The organism is Kocuria sp. CH-021 (assembly GCF_049716185.1).
In the GTDB taxonomy this organism is placed as follows: domain Bacteria; phylum Actinomycetota; class Actinomycetes; order Actinomycetales; family Micrococcaceae; genus Kocuria; species Kocuria cellulosilytica.
This window is the reverse complement of the sequence record NZ_JBNAFK010000003.1, coordinates 23,263-41,122: the sequence shown is the minus strand read 5'-3', so window position 1 is coordinate 41,122 and position 17,860 is coordinate 23,263. Positions and strand designations below refer to the sequence as shown.

Genomic DNA, 17,860 nt, shown 5'->3' with positions numbered 1-17,860 from the left:
GGGGCCGGTCGCGCAGGGGCGGCCGGCCAGGAGCCGCCCGCGCGGCACCTCCGCCCGCACGGCACCTCCGCGCGCCGCGCTCAGCCGCGCGGGGTGACCCGCACCGTCGAGTCGTCGATGGCGAGGTCGGCGGCGACCTCGAAGGGCACGGTCCGCTCGAGCCGTTCGACGTCCCCGGTGAACAGGTCGAGGGAGTCGAAGGCGATCCGCGCGGTGCCCCGCGCTGGCTCCAGGGCCCAGCCCCCGCCGCCCTTCGAGCCCACGACGATCTCCGGGTCCGGATAGGACTCGATCGTCCACTCGACGTCCCCGGCGACCCGGCCGTCGAACTCGAAGGAGAACGGGCAGCCGGACGGGAAGAGGGCGCTCTGCCCGGCGCAGCGGTCGAGGTGCTCCTTCAGCTGCCGGTCCACCTCCTGCTCGAGCGCCTCGGTCGGCCGGGCCTCCAGTGCGATCTCCTCCTGCTGGCCCGGGTCGGTCAGCACGACGCTCTCCGGCTCCGCGGCCACGAGCTCGGACGTGTAGGAGGCCGTGTAGACGCCCGGGAAGAACGCGGCGAACTCCCCGGAGGAATCCGGCAGGGCCACGGACATGCCGTTCACGTCCACCGAGGTCGCCCCCGGCAGGCTGACCGTCACCGTGGGCAGCGGCGTCTCGTCGAAGGCCCACACGGTGAAGAAGCCCCACTGCGTGTCCACGGGGTGCAGGGAGAACTCGGAGCTGTGCTGCTCTCCGCCGAGGGTGTAGTCCGCGCGCACCACGGCCCGCTCGCCGTCGTCCGAGACGGTGGAGACCTCGACGTCCTCGAGCTCCTCGGCCGAGGTCTCCAGCGGGTCGCCGTCGAGCATCGCCGCGTTGGCCTCCGGGACACGGGCGTTGAGCAGGCCCAGGGCCTCGCCGCCGTCCCCGTCCCGCAGGTCCTCGAAGTACGCCCGCACGTCCGTCTCCGGGCCGTACATGTACTTGTTGACCAGGGCGATGGTGACGGCGGCGGCCGCCACCCCGAGCAGCACGAGGAACAGCCAGGCCCCGAGGGCCTTGAGCACGCGGGCGTTGGACTCCATCCGATCACGCTAACCGATCGGCCTCCGGCCCGCGCGTGCACCGGGCCGTCCGGGGCCTCCGGAAGGCGCGGCCCGCCCCGGGCGGGTACGCTACGTGCCGCACCCCTTCTCCGATCCATTCCCCGTCCCGGGTCCCAGCCCGGCCCTGTTCCCCTCTGGAGCTGACTCCCCATGGCCGACTCCGTCCGGCAGGTCCCCGAGAAGTACGGCCCCGTCCGCGCCGTGCTGCGCCCACGGCTGGGCTCCTACGGGCGGCGCCTGCTCTCCTGCCTCGGCCCGCTGCTGCTGGGCGCGGTGCTCGTGCTGTTCCTCTGGGCACGGCGGCCGGCCCCCGGCGTCGCGGTGGTGGTGCTCGCGCTCGTGCTCCTGGCCGGCACCGCGTGCTGGCTCCGGCTGCGCCCCGTGCTGGTCGTCCGCACGGACAGCCACGTCCTGCGCTCCCGCACCGTGGGCTTCGCCGCGACGCCGCTGTCCGACGTCGAGCACGTCGTCACGGTCGGGGCCCTGCACCGGGCGCCCGGTGCCGCGCGCCCGGCCGCCCGCCCCCACCTGTGGGCCGCGGGCCGCTCGGGCCGCCGGGTCCTCGGCCTCGACGGCGCGGTGTGGGACGCCCGCGCGCTCGAGGACGTCGCGGCGTCGCTGGGCGCGCCCCGCACCCACCTCGAGCGCGCGACGGCGCGGGAGGCCGCCGCCCGCTGGCCCCGGCTCGTGCCGTGGGGGCTCCGCCACCCGCGGCTGCGCTCCGCCGCCTCCGCCGCGGGGCTGCTCGCCGGCCTGGCCCTGGTGGGCTGGTTCTCGATCGGCCTGCCGGGCACCGGCTGAGCCCCGGGCACGGGCCGGCCGCGGGGCCGGCACGGCCCGGGGCATCAGCGAACGGCCTGGCCGCGGCTGCTCCTCGGCCCCGGAACGCGGGCCGACCACCGGGCACCGGCTGGGTCCTGAACAGCTGCTGTGCCCCCGTGCCCGGCCCCCAGATCCGGCTGCGGGGCCGCGGTCCGCACGCGCGGGAGCCCGCCGCCCCGGACGACGGGCGGCGGGCTCCTCCTGCGTGCAGGGCGGTCCGTGCTCAGCCGGCCGTGGCCAGCTCCTGGCGGGCCCGCTCGATCTCGGCCTTGCGCTCCTCCACGGCCTCGCGGGTCAGCTCGGCCCCGGCCTCGGCGTCCCGGGTCAGGTTCTCCCCGGTCTCGGGGTCGAAGACGTGCATCCGTCGGGTGTCGATCCAGATCCGGCCCTGCGCCCCGCCCCGGATGCGGGAGGTGGCGTCCAGCTCCACGACGATCTGCGGGTGCATCTCGTCCCCGTCCAGGTCCTGCGCCAGCTCGTCGAGCTTCGCCTTGACCTCGGGGTCCTGCTCGTAGTTGATGTAGCCGTACTGCTCGTTGCCCATCCACTCCGTGTGGGTGAACTGGGCGTCGAAGGTCGTGCCGCGGGAGACCTTCGCCTCGTCCACGAACTTGGCGTCCTCGAAGTGCTCCGGGCGCAGGCCCAGGAGCACGATCGACCCGTCCGTGGGCAGCTTTCCCTTGGCCTGGTCCGGCACGGGGAACTCGCCCAGCGGGGTGTCGAACACGTCGCCCCGCACGTGCGCCGGGAGGAAGTTCATCGACGGCGAGCCGATGAACCCCGCCACGAACAGGTTGGCCGGCTGCTCGTAGAGCTCCCGGGGCGAGGCGATCTGCTGCAGGATGCCCTTCTTGAGCACGGCCACGCGGTCGCCGAGGGTCATGGCCTCGGTCTGGTCGTGGGTGACGTAGACCGAGGTGATGCCCATCCGCCGCTGCAGCTGGGCGATCTCGGTGCGCATCTGGCCGCGCAGCTTCGCGTCCAGGTTGGACAGGGGCTCGTCGAACAGGAACGCGTCGGCGTCCCGCACGATCGCCCGGCCCATCGCCACGCGCTGGCGCTGACCGCCCGAGAGGTTGGCCGGCTTGCGCTCGAGGTGCTCGTCGAGGTCCAGGGTCGACGAGGCGTGGCGCACCTTCCGGTCGATCTCCTCGTCGGAGAACTTGCCCTTGGACAGCCGCAGCGGGAACGCGATGTTCTCGTACACGGTCAGGTGGGGGTAGAGCGCGTAGTTCTGGAACACCATGGAGAGGTTGCGCTCGCGCGGCTCCTTCTCGTTGACGCGCTCGCCGTTGATCAGCAGGTCCCCGGAGGTGATGTCCTCGAGGCCCACGATCATCCGGAGCAGCGTGGACTTGCCGCAGCCGGAGGGCCCCACGAGGATGAGGAACTCGCCGTCGGCGATGTCGATGGAGACGTCGTTGACGGCCGGGAAGCCGTCGCCGTACTTCTTGACGAGATGGTTGAGGGTGATGGATGCCATCTGGGACTCAGTCCTTCGGTCGGTTCGGGAAGATGCGAGGTGGCGGGGCGGGCTCAGCCCTTGACCGCGCCCTGGGTCAGGCCGGAGACGATCTGGCGCTGGAACAGCAGCACCAGCAGCACCACCGGGATGGTGACGACGATGGCCGCCGCGGAGATCGCGCCCGCCGGGTCCTCGAACTGCGAGGCGCCGGTGAAGAACGCCAGCGCGGCCGGGACGGGCCGGGCCGCCTCCGTGGAGGTGAGGCCGATGCCGTAGACGAAGTCGTTCCACGCGATGAAGAACGCGATGATCGCGGTGGTGAACACGCCCGGCAGGGCCAGCGGCACGATGACCTTGCGGAACGCCTGCCACGTGGTGGCGCCGTCCACCTGGGCCGCCCGCTCGAGGTCCCAGGGGATCTGCTGGAAGAACGCCGTCAGCGTCCAGATCGAGATCGGCAGGGTCAGCGAGAGGTAGGGGATGATCAGGCCGGGCCAGGTGTCGTAGAGCCCGATCTGGCGCCACAGGTTGAACAGCGGGGTCACGATCGAGACGACCGGGAACATGGACACCGCCAGCGCGACCGTGAGGATCATCTTCTTGCCCGGGAAGTCCAGGCGGGCGATCGCGTAGGCGCACAGCGTGGCGAGCACCACGGCGATGGCCGTGGCGATCAGGCAGATGCCGATCGAGTTGATCAGCGAGGGCACGAACAGATCACGGGCCGAGCCCACGAAGATCGCGGCGTAGTTCTCCCCGACCCACTGCGTGGGCAGGAACTTCCCGGACGTCAGGTCCGCGGGCGTCTTGAAGGACGTCATGAGGATCGAGAGGACGGGGAACAGGGCGTAGATCAGGACCAGGACCGAGACGACGGCCCAGCCGACCTTGTGCTTGGTGGACATGGGCGGTTACCTTCCCTTCCCGGCGCCGGCGAGGTCGACCTTGAACACCTTGATGGCGATGAAGGCGATCAGCAGCACGCAGACGAACAGGATCACGGAGATCGCGGAGCCGAGCCCGATCTCCAGACGGCCGATGGACGTGCGGTAGGCCAGCAGGGACAGCGTCTCCGTGCCGTACTGGCCCTGGGTCATGATGAAGATGTTGTCGAAGATGCGGAACGCGTCCAGGGCGCGGAACACGACCGCCACCATGATCGCGGCCTTCATGTTGGGCAGGATCACCCGGGACATCCGCTGCCACCAGCTGGCGCCGTCCACCCGGGCGGCCTCGGTGTACTCGCTCGGCACCTGCGCCAGGCCCGAGAGCAGCAGCAGCGAGATGAACGGCGTGGTCTTCCAGATCTCGGAGGCCATGATCACGAACAGGGCCGACCAGGTGTTGGCGAACCAGTTGAAGTCCGGGCCGATGCCCGGCACCCAGGAGAACCAGTTGTTGATGTAGCCGGTCGTGATGTCGAACGCGTAGAACCAGGCGAAGGCCGAGACCACGGTGATGATGCCGTAGGGCACCAGGATCGCGGTGCGCAGCAGCCCGCGGGTGTTGCGGATCGCGTTGTTCATCACGAGGGCCAGCGCGAAGCCGAGGACGAGCTCGACGACGACCGTGACGACCGTGATGAGCACGGTCACGCCCAGGTCCCGCCAGAACACGATGTCGGAGAGGACCGTGGCGTAGTTGCCGAGGAGGACGAACTCCTTGTTCCCCGGGTCGGTGAGCCGGAAGGAGAAGAACGAGTCCCACAGCGCCTGCAGGATCGGGTACATGGTGACCAGGAGCATCACGATGAACGCCGGCCCCGCGAGCATCCAGCCGAGCTTGCGTTCCGACCGGGCGCGGTCCGACATGAGCGGCTTGGCGCTGCGGCGTCCTGTCACGGGCGCGGGTGCGGCCTCCCGGGGACCGGTGCCGGGAGCGTTGGGGTTGACGACGGTGCTCATAGCAGCTGGTCTCCCTTCAGGACGGCCTCGATGAACTCGGCGGTTTCACGGGGCGTGTTCTCGTTCACGGACGACGGCGGCGTCCACTCCTGCTGGATGGCGGTGGAGACCTCGTTGTAGTAGGGGGTCTGCGGACGCGGCGCCGCCTGGTCCAGGGACTCCCGGATGGTCTCGTACATCGGGAAGGCCTCCCGGACCTCCGGGTCCTCGTAGGCGGCCTCGGACGCCGCCGGGTTGCCGTTGCTCACGAAGTAGTACGCCTGGTTCTCGGGCTGGACGACGCACTCCACCGCCTCCCACGCCAGCTCCTGGTGCTCCGAGGTGGAGCCCACGCCCAGGTTGATCCCGCCCAGCGGGGGAGCGGAGGGCTCGTCCGGGTTCACCCGCGGCCACAGGGCCCAACCGATGTCCTCGAACATGGACTGCTCCACCGTCCCGCCCTCCACGGCCGCGGCGGTGGCGGCGTAGATGAAGGGCCAGTTGACCATGAAGGACCCGTCGTCGGACTGGAACTGGGCCATCGTGGAGTTCTCGTCCGAGGTGGGCAGGCCGGGCCCGCCGAGCCCGTCCCGGCCGATGGTGCCGACGATCTCCGCCGCCTGGCGGCCGGCCTCGGAGTCCATGCCGACCACGATCTCGTCGGCCGGGGCCTCGGGGTTCTCGATGATGTCGCCACCGGCGGACTTGATCAGACCGTTGACCCACACCGTCATCGACTCGGCCGACGTGCCCTGCACCCCCAGGTACTTGTCCTGCTCCCGGGCGGCGTCCATGATCTGCTTCCACGTCACCGGCTCGTCCATGTTCAGGCCGGCGGCCTCCGCCACGGACTCCCGGTACCAGAGCAGCTGTGTGTTGGCCCAGAACGGCACCGAGACCAGCTCGTCCTTCCACATCGCACCCTCGAGCGGACCCGCCAGGACGTCCTGAGTGGTGGCCTCCTCGACGTCCCCCGGCACCGGGGCCAGGAAGCCCGGCTCGGCCAGCTCGGGGATGAAGGGCGGGTCCAGGCTCATGATGTCCATCGAGGTGTCCCCGGCCGCCAGGCGCCGGGCGAGCTGCTCGCGCTGGGACGCGGCGTCGCGCGGGAGCAGCGAGGTCTCGATGTTGTACCGGCCGCCCGACTCCTCGGAACACTTCTTGGCCAGTTCCGCCTGCCCTCCGGCGTCCGGATTGATGTACCAGGTCAGGGTCGGGGTGCCGCCGGCGTCGGCGTCACCGCATCCCGTCATGATGAGGGCGCCCACGGCGCCCAGGGCGGCGGCAGCGCTGAGCCGTCGCCTCCCGGGGGACCTGTGGGGGTGTGAGGTGGTGGTCAACGGTCTGTTCCTCCCCTTCGGCGATGTGGCGGTCCGCGTGGGACGTCGAGGGGATCCTGTGGGACCCGGTCGGCGGGACGGTCGGCGGCGGGTGCTGCCGGTCGACTTCCCCTGCGCGGAGCCTTCAGTCTATGAGTGGTCCACCTCACAGACCAGTAACCTGACCGTTTGCATCAGTGTGCCCCGGCGTGTCCCGGCGTGTCCCGGCGGATCCGCCCGTCCGGGGCGTCCCGCGCGGCCGGGAACGGCTCGGCCCCGCGAGAATTCAGGAGAGCAGCAGGGCCACCCCGGCCATGGTGAGCATCGCGACCACGGTGGTGAGCAGCACCGTGTCCCGGCACAGCTGCTCAGCCCGGCCGTAGCGCACGGCCGCGATGTAGATGTTCTGGGCGGTGGGCAGGGCCGCCATCACCACCACGGAGTAGAGCAGGTGCCCGTCCAGGCCCAGGGCGAAGCGGGCGAACAGGAACGCCAGCGCCGGGTGCAGGACCAGCTTGAGCACGCCGGCCAGGAGCACGTCGCGGCGGGGAGTGCCGCCGCGCCGCAGCGGCGCGGCGCCCACCAGGGAGATCCCGAAGGCCATCAGCATCGCCGGGATGGAGGCCCCGGCCACCAGCTCCACGGGCTCGTGCACCACCTCCGGCAGCCGCCAGCCGGTCACGGCGAAGAGGATGCCCAGCCCGGAGCCCACGATCATCGGGTTGGTCACGACGTTGCCCAGGACGCTGCCCGGGCTCGGCCGGCGCCCGTCCGTGAGGGTGTCCATGATCGTCAGGTAGACGGGGGTGTTCAGCGCCAGCTGGAACAGGATGACGGGCACCACCATGGTCGCGTCCCCGAGCACGAAGACCGCGATGGGGATGCCGAGGTTGGCGGAGTTCACCTGGGAGGCGGCCTGGGCGCCCATCACGGTGGTCGCGGCGTCGCGGCGCAGCACCCAGCGGGCGATCGCGGCGTAGACGAGGGTGGTGGCCACCGCCGAGACCGCGGCCACCAGCAGCGGGGCGGAGAGGATCCGGGCGATGTCGGCCTCGGAGATGGTCAGGAACAGCAGCGGCGGGCTGGCCACGTAGAACGCGAACTTGCTCAGCACCAGCTGCCCGTGGGGCCCCAGCACGCCGCGCCGGCCCACGGCGTAGCCGGTCAGGATGACCGCCCAGACGATGAAGAACCCCGAGAACACTCCGGCCACGGGACCCTCCCTCGAACTGCTGCGGGTCCGCGTCCGCGGGCCCCTACAGTTCTATCCCATGGCCGGGGCTATTCCCCCGTGGGCCCGTCCGCGGTGGGGCCGGGACGGCTCACGCGGCGGGCAGGTCGGCGCGGGCGTCGGCGAGGGGCAGGTCGGCGCGGGCGTCGGCGAGGGGCAGGTCGGCGCGGGCGTCGGCGAGGGGCCGGGAGTGCGGGGGACGGGCGACGCCGTCGAGCAGGGCCTCGGCGGGATCCGCGCCGAGGTCGACGATCCGGTTGTCCGCGTCCACGTGGACCACCGACGGCACGTGGGCGCGGGCCTCGGCGTCGTCCATCTGCGCGTAGCTGATGAGGATGACGAGGTCCCCGGGGTGCACGAGGTGGGCGGCGGCGCCGTTGATCCCGACGACGCCCGAGCCGCGCTCGCCGGCGATCGTGTAGGTCTCCAGCCGGGCGCCGTTGGTGACGTCCACGATGGAGACGAGCTCGCCGGGGAGGATGTCGGCGGCGTCGAGGAGGTCCTGGTCGACGGTGACCGAGCCGACGTAGTGCAGGTCGGCCTGGGTCACGACGGCACGGTGGATCTTGGCCTTGAACATGGTGCGCAGCATGACGGGAGAAGAGCTCCTCGTGAGCAGGGTGCGGATGATGGCGCAGGACCCAGGTGGTCGTCCGGGTGCTCGCCGCCCCGGGGCGGGCCGGGGAGCGGGGCGCGGGAACATCCTACCGCGCGGTGCCCGGGGACGACGAACGCCCCGGCCGGAGGGGCTCGGGGCGTTCGGTGCGAGAGCGGCTGACGGGAATCGAACCCGCGTATCAGGCTTGGGAAGCGTGCGCTCTACCATTGAGCTACAGCCGCGCATCCGTGGTCCGTCCGGCGCGTGCACCGGACGAGGACACCACATACTCTACACCACCGGCGGCGGCGGGTCCGGTCGGGCGGCGCGGTCCGGGCGGCCGGCCGTGCGATACCTTGGGGACCGTGCTGATCTCTGACCGCGACATCCGGCGGGAGCTCGACGGCGGCCGGGTCGTCCTCGAACCCTACGAGCCCGCCCTGATCCAGCCCGCCAGCATCGACGTGCGGCTGGACCGCTGGTTCCGGCTCTTCGACAACCACAAGTACGCGCACATCGACCCGTCCGTGGAGCAGCCCGGGCTCACGCGCCTCGTGGAGGTCGACCCGGACGAGGCCTTCGTGCTCCACCCGGGGGAGTTCGTGCTGGGCTCCACCTACGAGAAGGTGACCCTCCCGGACGACATCGCCGCCCGCCTCGAGGGGAAGTCCTCGCTGGGGCGCCTGGGGCTGCTGACCCACTCCACCGCGGGGTTCATCGACCCGGGCTTCTCGGGCCACGTCACGCTCGAGCTGTCCAACATGGCCACGCTGCCCATCAAGCTGTGGCCGGGCTCCAAGGTGGGGCAGCTGTGCTTCTTCCGGCTCTCCTCGCCCGCGGAGCACCCGTACGGGCACGGCGCCTACGCCAACCGGTACCAGGGGCAGCGCGGTCCCACGGCGTCGCGCAGCCACCTCGGGTTCTCCCGCACCCGGATCTGAGGACCTGCGTCCGAGGGCTCGCTGTCCGGCGTGCCCCGCTGTCCGGCGTGCTCCGCTGTCCGGCGTGCTCCGCTATCCGGCGTGCCCCGCGGGCGGCGCGGCGGCGGCCGGCGCCGCCGCGGTCGTCGGGTCGCGCGCGCCCAGCAGCAGGAGCAGGCCGGCGCCGATCACCAGGAGGATCCCCAGGATCCCCCAGCGCTGGGCGCCGAGCACGGAGACGAACACCGCGAACAGGGTGGGCGCCAGGAAGCTCACGGCCCGGCCCGTGGTGGCGTAGAGGCCGAACAGGGCGCCCTCCTCGCCGGTCCGGGTGAGCCGGCCGAGGAACGTGCGGGAGGCCGACTGCGCGGGGCCCACGAACAGGCACAGCAGCAGTCCGCAGACCCAGAACGAGGCCGTGCCCTCCAGGAAGAGCAGCGGGGTCCCCGCCAGTAGGATGCCGACGAGGGACACCACGATGACGCGCTTGGGCCCCACCCGGTCGTCGAGCCGGCCGCCCACCAGCGCCCCCACTCCGGCGGCCACGTTGCCGACGATCGCGAAGACGATGACCTCGCTCAGGGTGAAGCCGAAGGTCCCGGCCGCGATGACGCCGCCGAAGGTGAACACCGCGTTGAGCCCGTCCCGGAACACGGCCGAGGAGAGCAGGAACCACAGCGTCTGCGGGGTGTCCCGGTAGAGCCCCCGCAGGGTCTCCCACAGCTGGCGGTAGGAGTGCGCCACGGACGGGCGCGGGCCGCGGCGGGCCGGGCGGATCTCGGGCACCACCACCAGCACGGGGATCGAGAACAGGGCGATCCACAGCCCGGAGAACAGGGCCACGGCCCGCACGTTGAGGGCGTCCTCCTCCGGCAGGCCGAGCAGGCCGGGGGTGATGAAGCCGAACAGCACGATCGCGAGGGCCACGATCCCGCCGAAGTAGCCCATCGCCCAGCCCTGGCCGCTCACCCGGCCGATGTGCTCGCGGCCCGCGATCCCCGGCAGCATCGCGTTGTAGTTGACCACGGCGAACTCGTCGAAGACGTTGGCCAGCGCCAGCAGGCCCACCCCGAGGTAGAGGTACGGCTGCTGGGGGAGGACCAGGAAGCACAGGGCGGTGAGCAGCGCCGTCAGCATCGTGTTGATCCCGAGCCACAGCTTGCGCCGGCCCGCCCCGTCGCTGCGCTGCCCCACCACCGGGGCCAGCAGGGCCACGACGACGCCGGCGGCACCGATCCCGTAGCCGAGCACCTCCGAGGCGTGGTCCTCCCCGCCGAAGGGATCGCTCGTGAGGTAGACCGTGAACACGAACGTGGTCATCACGGCGTTGAAGGCGGCGGAGCCGGCGTCCCACAGGCTCCACGCCCACACGTGCGAGCGGCGCGGCGCGAACGGCGTCGCGGGCGGTGCGGGGGAGGGGACCGGGGGACCGGGGGGAGTGGCGTCCATGGCAGTCATGCTAGGCCGGTGGGGCGCGGCCGGCGCGGCGCCCTCGCCGACGCCGTGCCGCGGACCTCCTCGTTCCGTCCAGGCGACCGTCCGGGAACGCACAGGATCCGTGCAGGCCCGGTGGGGTGCGAGGACACGGGGCGGACACACCCCTTTGATAGGCTGGACGCCCCGGGTGCGTCCCGGCCACCCCGTGCTCGCACAGGTCCTCCGTGCCCGCGTCCGGGCTCCTCGACGCCCGACCGCCGCTCTCTTCCTCGACCTCCGGAGGCGCCTGATGACCGCTGTGCTCCTGCTCCACGCGGTGGTGGCGGCGGTCGCGCCCCTGCTGTTCGCGCGGATGGGACGCAGCGCCTTCTACCTCCTGGCGGCCGTGCCCTTCGCCGGCTTCCTGTGGCTGCTGGGCTCGGCCCCGCGGGTGTACGGGGCCGAGGGCGGGTGGACGGAGGGCGGTCAGTGGATCCCGTCCCTGGACCTCGACCTGGTCCTGCGGATGGACGCCCTCGCGTGGACGATGTCGCTGCTCGTGCTCGGTGTCGGCTCGCTCGTGTTGTTCTACTGCGCGCGCTACTTCAAGTCGGACGCGAGCGGCATCGGCGGCTTCGGCGCCCAGCTGCTGGCCTTCGCGGGTGCCATGTTCGGCCTGGTGACCGCCGACGACATGCTGGTGCTGTTCGTCTTCTGGGAGATCACCACCGTCCTGTCCTTCCTGCTGATCGGCTACAGCCGGACCCGCCTGTCCGCCCGGCGCGCGGCGCTGCAGGCCCTGGTGCTCACCACGGCCGGCGGGCTGGCCATGCTGGTCGGCATCGTGATGCTGGGCCAGGCGGCGGGGACGTACCGGATCTCCGAGGTGCTCGCGGCGGCCCCGGAGCTGGCCGGGCGCGGGACCGTGGTGGACGTGGCGGTGCTCCTGCTCCTCGTGGGGGCCGTGACCAAGTCCGCCCTGATCCCGCTGCACTTCTGGCTGCCGGCCGCGATGGCCGCGCCCACCCCCGTCTCCGCGTACCTGCACGCCGCCGCGATGGTCAAGGCCGGGATCTACCTGGTGGCCCGCTTCGCGCCCGGTTTCGCCGAGACGGCGCTGTGGCAGCCGACCGTCGCGGTCCTCGGGCTGGGCACCATGCTCTTCGGCGGCTGGGCGGCCCTGAAGCAGTACGACCTGAAGCTGATCCTCGCCTACGGCACCGTCAGCCAGCTCGGCTTCCTCGTGGTGATCGTGGGCCACGGCTCGGCGGACACGGCGCAGGCGGGGATGGCGATGCTGCTGGCGCACGGGCTCTTCAAGGCCGCGCTGTTCCTCGTGGTCGGGATCATCGACCACCGGGCCGGCACCCGGGACATCCGCCGGCTGTCGGGCCTCGCCGGCCGCGTGCCGGTGCTGTTCGCCGTCTCGCTCGTCGCCGCGGCGTCCATGGCAGGCCTGCCGCCCCTGGCCGGGTTCGTGGCCAAGGAGGCGGTGCTGACCGCGTTCGCCCACGCCGTGGACTCCGCGGCGGGCGCCGTGGTGCTCGCCGGGCTCGTGGTGGGCTCCGTGCTGACCGTCGCCTACAGCGCCCGCTTCCTGTGGGGCGGGTTCGCGCAGAAGTCCGCCGAGTTCTCCGAGCTCGACGCGGGGGTGGGCGGCAAGGCCGTGATCAGCGACATGCAGCGGGTCGAGACCGCGTTCCTCGCGGCCCCGCTCGTGCTCTCCGTGCTCACCGTGGTCTTCGGCCTGTGGCCCCAGCCGGTCAACGCCGTGCTCCAGCCCTACGTCGACCAATTCCCCGACCCGGGCGAGCACGAGTTCTACCTGGCCCTGTGGCACGGGCTCACCCCCGCCCTCGGGCTCTCCGCCCTCGTCGTCGCGGGCGGGCTGCTGATGTACCTGGGCCGGCGCCCCGTCGCGGACCTCCAGCGGGCTCTCCCGTCCCTGCCCGCCGGCGAGCTCGTCTACCGCAAGGTCGTCAACGTCCTCGACCTCGCCGCCGTGTGGATCACCGGCCGGACCCAGCGCGGTTCGCTGATGTTCTACCTCTCGGTCATCCTGATCACGGCGATCGTCGTGCCGCTCGTGGCGCTGTTCGTCGAGGAGACCCCGCCCCTGGGGTCGCTGCGGGTCTCCGACGGCCCCGCCCAGCTGATCGCCGGCGCGGCCATGGTCGTGGCGGCGCTGCTGGTGCCCCTGGCCAAGAAGCGGTTCCTCGCGGTCCTGCTCGTGTCGGTCACCGGCTACGGCCTGGCCCTCATCTTCGCCCTGCAGGGCGCGCCGGACCTCGCCCTGACGCAGACCCTGGTCGAGACCGTGCTGCTGGTGGCCTTCGTGCTCGCGCTGCGCTCGCTGCCGGCCCCGCTGTGGCACCGCAACCCGGCCGGGCGCCGTCTCCTGCGCGGCACCATCGCGGTGACCTTCGGGCTGTTCATGATGGCGCTCGCGGCGTTCAGCATCTCCTCGCGCACGGCCGATCCCGTCTCCCTGGAGCTGCCGCGGATGGCCTACGAGCTCGGCGACGGGGCGAACGTGGTCAACGTCATCCTCGTGGACATCCGCGCGTGGGACACCTTCGGGGAGATCTCGGTGCTCGTGCTCGCCGCGACCGGTGTGGCCTCGCTGATCTTCGTCACGGGCCGCGGGGACCGCATCGTGCGGTCCGGGGAGGACCCCACCACCGACCAGCTGCGGGTGATCCGCCGGCGCAACGCCGCGGCCGTCTCGCCCGGCGGCCAGCCCCTGGAGATCGGGCTCGCCCGCCGCGACGACGACCTGGAGGACCCCTATCTGCTCGCCGGCAGGACACTGGCTCCCGAGCGGCGCTCGATCGTCTTCGAGGTGGTCACCCGGCTGCTCTTCCACACGTTCATGATGGTCTCGCTCTACCTGCTGATCGCCGGGCACAACGACCCCGGCGGGGGCTTCGCGGGCGGGCTCATGGCGGGGCTCGCCCTGACGGTGCGCTATCTCGCGGGCGGGCGCTACGAGCTCGAGCTGGCCACCCCGATCAACGCGGGCACCATGCTCGGGGCCGGACTCGCGCTCGCCGCTCTCTACGCCGTCACCCCGGTGTTCCTGGGCGGGTCGGTGATGCAGAGCTACACCTTCGAGGCCGAGCTGCCGGTCTTCGGGGCCGAGAAGTTCGTGACCGCCCTGATCTTCGACGTCGCGGTCTACCTGATCGTGGTGGGGCTCATCCTCGACATCCTGCGCTCGCTGGGCGGCCGGATCGACCAGCGGATCGAGGAGGACGCCGTCCGGCGGCGGCGGCGCGCCCCGGGGCGCGGCACGCGCATCCGCGTCACGCGGCAGCGGAAGGTGGCCGCCGGCGCCCCCGCGGGTGCGACCGCGGTGTCGTCCGCGACGTCGCCGACCCCGGCCGTCCGGACCGGCCCCGACGGAGGGAACGAGCACCGATGACCGTGAACCTGACCCTGCTGGTCGTGATGGGCGTGCTCTACGCCGTGGGCGTGTACCTGCTGCTCGAGCGCTCGCTCACCCGAGTGCTGCTCGGGCTGATGCTGCTGACCAACGGCACGAACCTGCTCATCCTGCACGCCGGCGGGGAGGCCGGCTCCGCGCCCCTGTACGACGCGTCGATCGCCGCCGAGAACTACAGCGACCCGCTGCCCCAGGCCCTCATCCTCACCGCCATCGTGATCTCCCTGGCCGTCACCGCGTTCCTCCTGGGCATGATCTACCGCTCCTGGGTCCTCGGGCGCCGGGACGAGATCCAGGACGACGTCGAGGACCGGCGCGTGGCCCGGCAGTCCTCCTACGACGTGGAGAGCGACGCCGACATCCCCGCCGACACGACCGAGTTCGACGACGTGCCCCCGCCCCGGGACCCGGAGGAGTCCCTCGAGGCCCCGGGCGTGCTCGGCCCCCGGAGAGGGAGTAACCGGTGACCGTCAACCTCGCCCAGCTGGCGCCGCTGGCCGTCATCATCCCGTTCCTCGGCGCCGCCCTCAGTCTGCTGCTGCTGCGGCGCAACGCCCTCCAGCGGACCGTGGCCATCGGCTCGCTCGTGCTCACCCTCGCGGTCGAGGTCCTCGTGCTCGTGAGCACGTGGGACGTGGGCCCGCAGGCGGTCCACCTCGGCGGGTGGGAGGCGCCCTGGGGCATCGTCATGGTCGTGGACCAGCTCTCGTCCCTGATGCTCGTGGTCTCCACGGTCGTCTCGCTCGCCGTGCTGGTCTACGCGAGCGGGCAGGGGGTGGCCGACGGCGACGAGGAGGGGCCGATCTCGATCTTCCACCCCTCGTTCCTCATCCTCGTGGCGGGAGTGTCGAACGCCTTCCTCGCCGGGGACCTGTTCAACCTCTACGTGGGCTTCGAGATCCTGCTGACCGCCTCCTACGTGCTCATGACGATGGGCGGAACCGTCCAGCGGATCCGCACCGGCGTGACCTACGTGGTGGTCTCGGTGATCTCCTCCGTGCTGTTCCTGATCACCATCGCGATGATCTACGCGGCCACGGGCACCATCAACATGGCCGACCTCTCCGTCAAGCTCGAGGGCCTCCCGGTGGGCACCCAGATGCAGCTGCACCTGATGCTGCTCATCGCGTTCGGCATCAAGGCGGCGGTCTTCCCGCTGTCCTTCTGGCTCCCGGACTCCTACCCCACGGCCTCCGCGCCCGTCACCGCGGTGTTCGCCGGCCTGCTGACCAAGGTGGGCGTGTACTCGATCATCCGCACCGAGACCGTGCTGTTCCCCGGGGACCGGCTCGACGACCTGCTGATGTGGGTCGCGCTGCTCACCATGGTGGTCGGCATCCTGGGCGCGCTCGCGCAGATCGACATCAAGCGCATGCTCTCCTTCACGCTGATCAGCCACATCGGGTACATGATCTTCGGCGTGGCCGTGGGCACCCAGGAGGCGCTCTCCGCCACGGTGTACTACGTGGCCCACCACATCGTGATCCAGACCAGCCTGTTCCTGGTGGCCGGGCTGATCGAGCGCCGCGGCGGATCCACCAACGTGGACCGGCTGGCCGGGCTGGCCCGGATCTCCCCGCTGCTCGCGCTGCTCTACCTCGTGCCCGCGCTCAACCTCGGGGGGATCCCGCCGTTCTCGGGGTTCCTGGGCAAGGCGGGCCTGCTGCAGGCCGGTGTGGACCAGGGGGACGGGCTGGCCTACGCCCTGGTGGCGGGGTCCGTGGCGGTGTCCCTGCTGACCCTGCTGACCCTGATGCGGGTGTGGAACCGCGTGTTTCTGCGCGCCCCGGAGGACGCGGAGTACCCGGACCCGATCCTGCTGGCCCCGGTGCCCGCGGGCTCCCGGTTCCTGCTCACCTCCGGTGCCGTCGACGACCAGGCGGGCCGGTTCGCTGGCAAGGGCGACGTGCGCCTGATGTCCCCCTCGATGCTCGGCGGGGCCTCGGCCCTCGTCGCGGTGGGCGTGGCCCTGACGGTGTTCGCCGGGCCGCTGTTCCAGCTCGCGGACAACGCCGCGGAGAACCTCTCCCGCCCCGAGCGCTACGTCGAGGCCGTGCTGGACCCTGCGTCCGCGCCGCGGCCCGTGGTGGAGGAGACCCCGTGACCCGGCCCAGGAACTCCCTGCTCGTCGAGCTGCCGCTGCTGGTGTGGCTCGTGGTCGTGTGGGGCGCCCTGTGGGGGGACTTCGGCCTCGGCAACCTGCTGGTCGGCCTGGTGCTGGCCCTGCTCGTGACGTGGGTGCTCTATCTCCCGCCCGTGCAGCTGTCCGGCCGGTTCAACGTCCTCCAGTTCGCGGTCTTCGCCGTGACCTTCGTGTGGCAGGTCGCCAAGGCGAGCGTCGAGGTGATGCTCATCGCGATCCTCGTGGGGCCGCGCGCGCGCAACGCCGTGGTCGGCGTGCGCCTGCGCACCCGCTCGGACCTGCTCCTGACGGCCACCGGGCACACCATGACCCTGATCCCCGGCTCATTCGTCGTGGAGGTGGACCGTGCCGCCGGGACGCTGTACTTCCACGCGCTCAACGTCCGCAACGCCGAGGAGGCCGAACGGTTCCGCCGCTCCGCGCTGCGGGTGGAGGCCGCCTGGATCAGGATCATGGGCACGCCGGAGGAGCTCGCCGCACTGCGGGCCGAGCGCCGCGGAGGAGGACCCGCCGGCACGGACCACCGGGACAGCGCCGCGATCGGCTCCCCGGTCACCGCGAGCCAGCAGATCGTGGGCGGCCGCCGCGACGACGCCCCGGCCGATCCGACGGCCGATCCGGCGGCCGATCCGACGGCCCAAGGCCCGACCGACGCCCCGACCGATGCCCCGACCGATGCCCCCGAGGAGGACCGCCCGTGATGGAGATCGCCGTGGCCGTCGCGGCCGTGCTGCTCAGCGCGGCCGCGGCGGGCACCCTGTACCGCCTCGCCAAGGGTCCCTCCCTGCTGGACCGGGTGGTGGCCACCGACGTGCTGCTGGCCGTCGTCGCGGCCGCCCTCGCCGTGGAGATGGCCTACCACGGGCACCTCAACAACCTGATCCTCATGGTGATCGTCTCCCTGGTCGGCTTCATCGGCTCGGTGACGGTGGCCCGCTTCGCCACCCAGACCGCCGAGCACGGGCGGTGAGCGCCGTGCTGGACACCGTCCTGGACGCCGCCGCGGCCGTGTGCCTCGTGGTCGGCGCGCTGATGTCCCTCGCGGCCGCGATCGGCCTGGTCCGCTTCCCGGACCTGCTGACGCGCATGCACGCCGGCACCAAGCCGCAGGTCTTCGGGCTGCTCCTGATGCTCACGGCGGTCGCGCTGGAGAACCGTGATCCCGTCATGATCCCGCTCATCGTCCTCGGCTGGATCTTCCAGCTGCTCACCGTGCCCGTCTCGGCGCACATGGTGGGACGGTCCACGTACCGTTCCAAGCACCTCAATCGGAACACGCTCACGCAGGACGACCTACAGGAGGTGCTCAACCGGGCAGGGAAGAGCGCCACAGAGAGCGCCATGGAGAGGGCCACGGAGAGCGCCGGGGAGAGCCACGGAGAGGATGCCGCGGGGAGCGCCGCCGGGGATGCCGCCGGGCGCGCCGCCGCGGGGACTCCGGCGCCGAGCGCGGACGGCCGGCGAGCGGACGGACAGCAGACTGACGGATCGGCGGGGACGCGTTAGGCTGGTCGGGATCGACAGGGCGCACTC

General features: G+C 71.9%; 16 protein-coding genes and 1 tRNA gene. 8 read left to right on the top strand and 9 right to left on the bottom strand.

The window, feature by feature from the left end:
• Nucleotides 1–80: 80 nt before the first annotated feature.
• Nucleotides 81–1,064, bottom strand: coding sequence for a hypothetical protein (locus ACPYN7_RS02690; protein WP_058873826.1), 984 nt, complete (start codon nucleotides 1,062–1,064; stop codon nucleotides 81–83).
• A gap of 171 nt (nucleotides 1,065–1,235) precedes the next feature.
• Between ACPYN7_RS02690 and ACPYN7_RS02685 the strand changes: the two genes are divergently transcribed.
• Entirely contained in the window at nucleotides 1,236–1,886 is a 651-nt protein-coding gene (locus ACPYN7_RS02685; protein WP_424346618.1) for a hypothetical protein, read from the top strand.
• Nucleotides 1,887–2,130: 244 nt separating this feature from the next.
• Here ACPYN7_RS02685 and ACPYN7_RS02680 read toward each other — a convergent pair whose 3' ends face one another.
• The 7 genes from ACPYN7_RS02680 to ACPYN7_RS02650 form a co-directional block, all read right to left on the bottom strand.
• Nucleotides 2,131–3,390: an ABC transporter ATP-binding protein gene (locus tag ACPYN7_RS02680; protein ID WP_058873824.1), complete on the bottom strand. Its 1,260-nt coding sequence runs from the start codon at nucleotides 3,388–3,390 to the stop codon at nucleotides 2,131–2,133.
• Between the two features lie 53 nt (nucleotides 3,391–3,443).
• On the bottom strand, nucleotides 3,444–4,277 hold the full coding sequence (locus tag ACPYN7_RS02675) for a carbohydrate ABC transporter permease (RefSeq protein WP_058873823.1): 834 nt from the start codon (nucleotides 4,275–4,277) through the stop codon (nucleotides 3,444–3,446).
• A 6-nt stretch (nucleotides 4,278–4,283) separates the two neighbouring features.
• Entirely contained in the window at nucleotides 4,284–5,276 is a 993-nt protein-coding gene (locus tag ACPYN7_RS02670; protein WP_058873822.1) for a carbohydrate ABC transporter permease, read from the bottom strand.
• Nucleotides 5,273–6,595: an extracellular solute-binding protein gene (locus tag ACPYN7_RS02665; protein ID WP_058873821.1), complete on the bottom strand. Its 1,323-nt coding sequence runs from the start codon at nucleotides 6,593–6,595 to the stop codon at nucleotides 5,273–5,275. The genes ACPYN7_RS02670 and ACPYN7_RS02665 overlap by 4 nt, the downstream gene beginning before the upstream one ends.
• Nucleotides 6,596–6,860: 265 nt before the next feature.
• Complete coding sequence (locus tag ACPYN7_RS02660; protein ID WP_058873820.1) at nucleotides 6,861–7,787, bottom strand: AEC family transporter; 927 nt, start codon at nucleotides 7,785–7,787, stop codon at nucleotides 6,861–6,863.
• Between the two features lie 109 nt (nucleotides 7,788–7,896).
• Nucleotides 7,897–8,397 carry an aspartate 1-decarboxylase gene (gene panD / locus ACPYN7_RS02655; RefSeq protein WP_424346617.1) on the bottom strand — a complete coding sequence of 167 codons (501 nt, stop codon included), beginning with the start codon at nucleotides 8,395–8,397 and terminating at the stop codon, nucleotides 7,897–7,899.
• Between the two features lie 177 nt (nucleotides 8,398–8,574).
• Nucleotides 8,575–8,645 (bottom strand) — tRNA-Gly (locus tag ACPYN7_RS02650).
• A 123-nt stretch (nucleotides 8,646–8,768) separates the two neighbouring features.
• Here ACPYN7_RS02650 and dcd point away from each other — a divergent pair.
• Nucleotides 8,769–9,344 carry a dCTP deaminase gene (gene dcd, locus ACPYN7_RS02645; RefSeq protein WP_058873818.1) on the top strand — a complete coding sequence of 192 codons (576 nt, stop codon included), beginning with the start codon at nucleotides 8,769–8,771 and terminating at the stop codon, nucleotides 9,342–9,344.
• A 72-nt stretch (nucleotides 9,345–9,416) separates the two neighbouring features.
• Here dcd and ACPYN7_RS02640 read toward each other — a convergent pair whose 3' ends face one another.
• Nucleotides 9,417–10,772, bottom strand: a complete 1,356-nt coding sequence (locus ACPYN7_RS02640; RefSeq protein WP_424346616.1) for an MFS transporter — start codon at nucleotides 10,770–10,772, stop codon at nucleotides 9,417–9,419.
• 277 nt (nucleotides 10,773–11,049) lie between these two features.
• Here ACPYN7_RS02640 and ACPYN7_RS02635 point away from each other — a divergent pair, with 277 nt between their 5' ends.
• The 6 genes from ACPYN7_RS02635 to mnhG are packed head-to-tail and all read left to right on the top strand — an operon-like array spanning nucleotide 11,050 to nucleotide 17,833.
• Entirely contained in the window at nucleotides 11,050–14,163 is a 3,114-nt protein-coding gene (locus ACPYN7_RS02635; protein WP_424346615.1) for a Na+/H+ antiporter subunit A, read from the top strand.
• Nucleotides 14,160–14,651, top strand: coding sequence for a Na(+)/H(+) antiporter subunit C (locus ACPYN7_RS02630; protein WP_424346614.1), 492 nt, complete (start codon nucleotides 14,160–14,162; stop codon nucleotides 14,649–14,651). Before ACPYN7_RS02635 ends, ACPYN7_RS02630 begins: the two co-directional genes overlap by 4 nt.
• A complete protein-coding gene (locus tag ACPYN7_RS02625) occupies nucleotides 14,648–16,288 on the top strand; it encodes a Na+/H+ antiporter subunit D (protein ID WP_424346613.1) in 1,641 nt (546 codons plus the stop codon). The genes ACPYN7_RS02630 and ACPYN7_RS02625 overlap by 4 nt, the downstream gene beginning before the upstream one ends.
• A complete protein-coding gene (locus tag ACPYN7_RS02620; protein WP_424346612.1) occupies nucleotides 16,285–17,028 on the top strand; it encodes a Na+/H+ antiporter subunit E in 744 nt (247 codons plus the stop codon). Before ACPYN7_RS02625 ends, ACPYN7_RS02620 begins: the two co-directional genes overlap by 4 nt.
• A complete protein-coding gene (locus tag ACPYN7_RS02615) occupies nucleotides 17,025–17,297 on the top strand; it encodes a monovalent cation/H+ antiporter complex subunit F (RefSeq protein WP_058873812.1) in 273 nt (90 codons plus the stop codon). Before ACPYN7_RS02620 ends, ACPYN7_RS02615 begins: the two co-directional genes overlap by 4 nt.
• Nucleotides 17,294–17,833 (top strand): monovalent cation/H(+) antiporter subunit G, encoded by a 540-nt coding sequence (gene mnhG / locus ACPYN7_RS02610; protein WP_424346611.1) that lies wholly within the window; start codon nucleotides 17,294–17,296, stop codon nucleotides 17,831–17,833. The genes ACPYN7_RS02615 and mnhG overlap by 4 nt, the downstream gene beginning before the upstream one ends.
• Nucleotides 17,834–17,860 lie beyond the last annotated feature (27 nt).

Bases quoted from the DNA above. Each gene is read 5' to 3' on its own strand.
- ACPYN7_RS02690 (WP_058873826.1), bottom strand. From the start codon at position 1,064: ATGGAGTCCAACGCCCGCGTGCTCAAGGCCCTCGGGGCCTGGCTGTTC.
- ACPYN7_RS02675 (WP_058873823.1), bottom strand. From the start codon at position 4,277: ATGTCCACCAAGCACAAGGTCGGCTGGGCCGTCGTCTCGGTCCTGGTC.
- ACPYN7_RS02630 (WP_424346614.1), top strand. From the start codon at position 14,160: ATGACCGTGAACCTGACCCTGCTGGTCGTGATGGGCGTGCTCTACGCC.
- ACPYN7_RS02670 (WP_058873822.1), bottom strand. From the start codon at position 5,276: ATGAGCACCGTCGTCAACCCCAACGCTCCCGGCACCGGTCCCCGGGAG.
- ACPYN7_RS02635 (WP_424346615.1), top strand. From the start codon at position 11,050: ATGACCGCTGTGCTCCTGCTCCACGCGGTGGTGGCGGCGGTCGCGCCC.
- ACPYN7_RS02685 (WP_424346618.1), top strand. From the start codon at position 1,236: ATGGCCGACTCCGTCCGGCAGGTCCCCGAGAAGTACGGCCCCGTCCGC.
- panD (WP_424346617.1), bottom strand. From the start codon at position 8,397: ATGCTGCGCACCATGTTCAAGGCCAAGATCCACCGTGCCGTCGTGACC.
- ACPYN7_RS02680 (WP_058873824.1), bottom strand. From the start codon at position 3,390: ATGGCATCCATCACCCTCAACCATCTCGTCAAGAAGTACGGCGACGGC.
- ACPYN7_RS02640 (WP_424346616.1), bottom strand. From the start codon at position 10,772: ATGGACGCCACTCCCCCCGGTCCCCCGGTCCCCTCCCCCGCACCGCCC.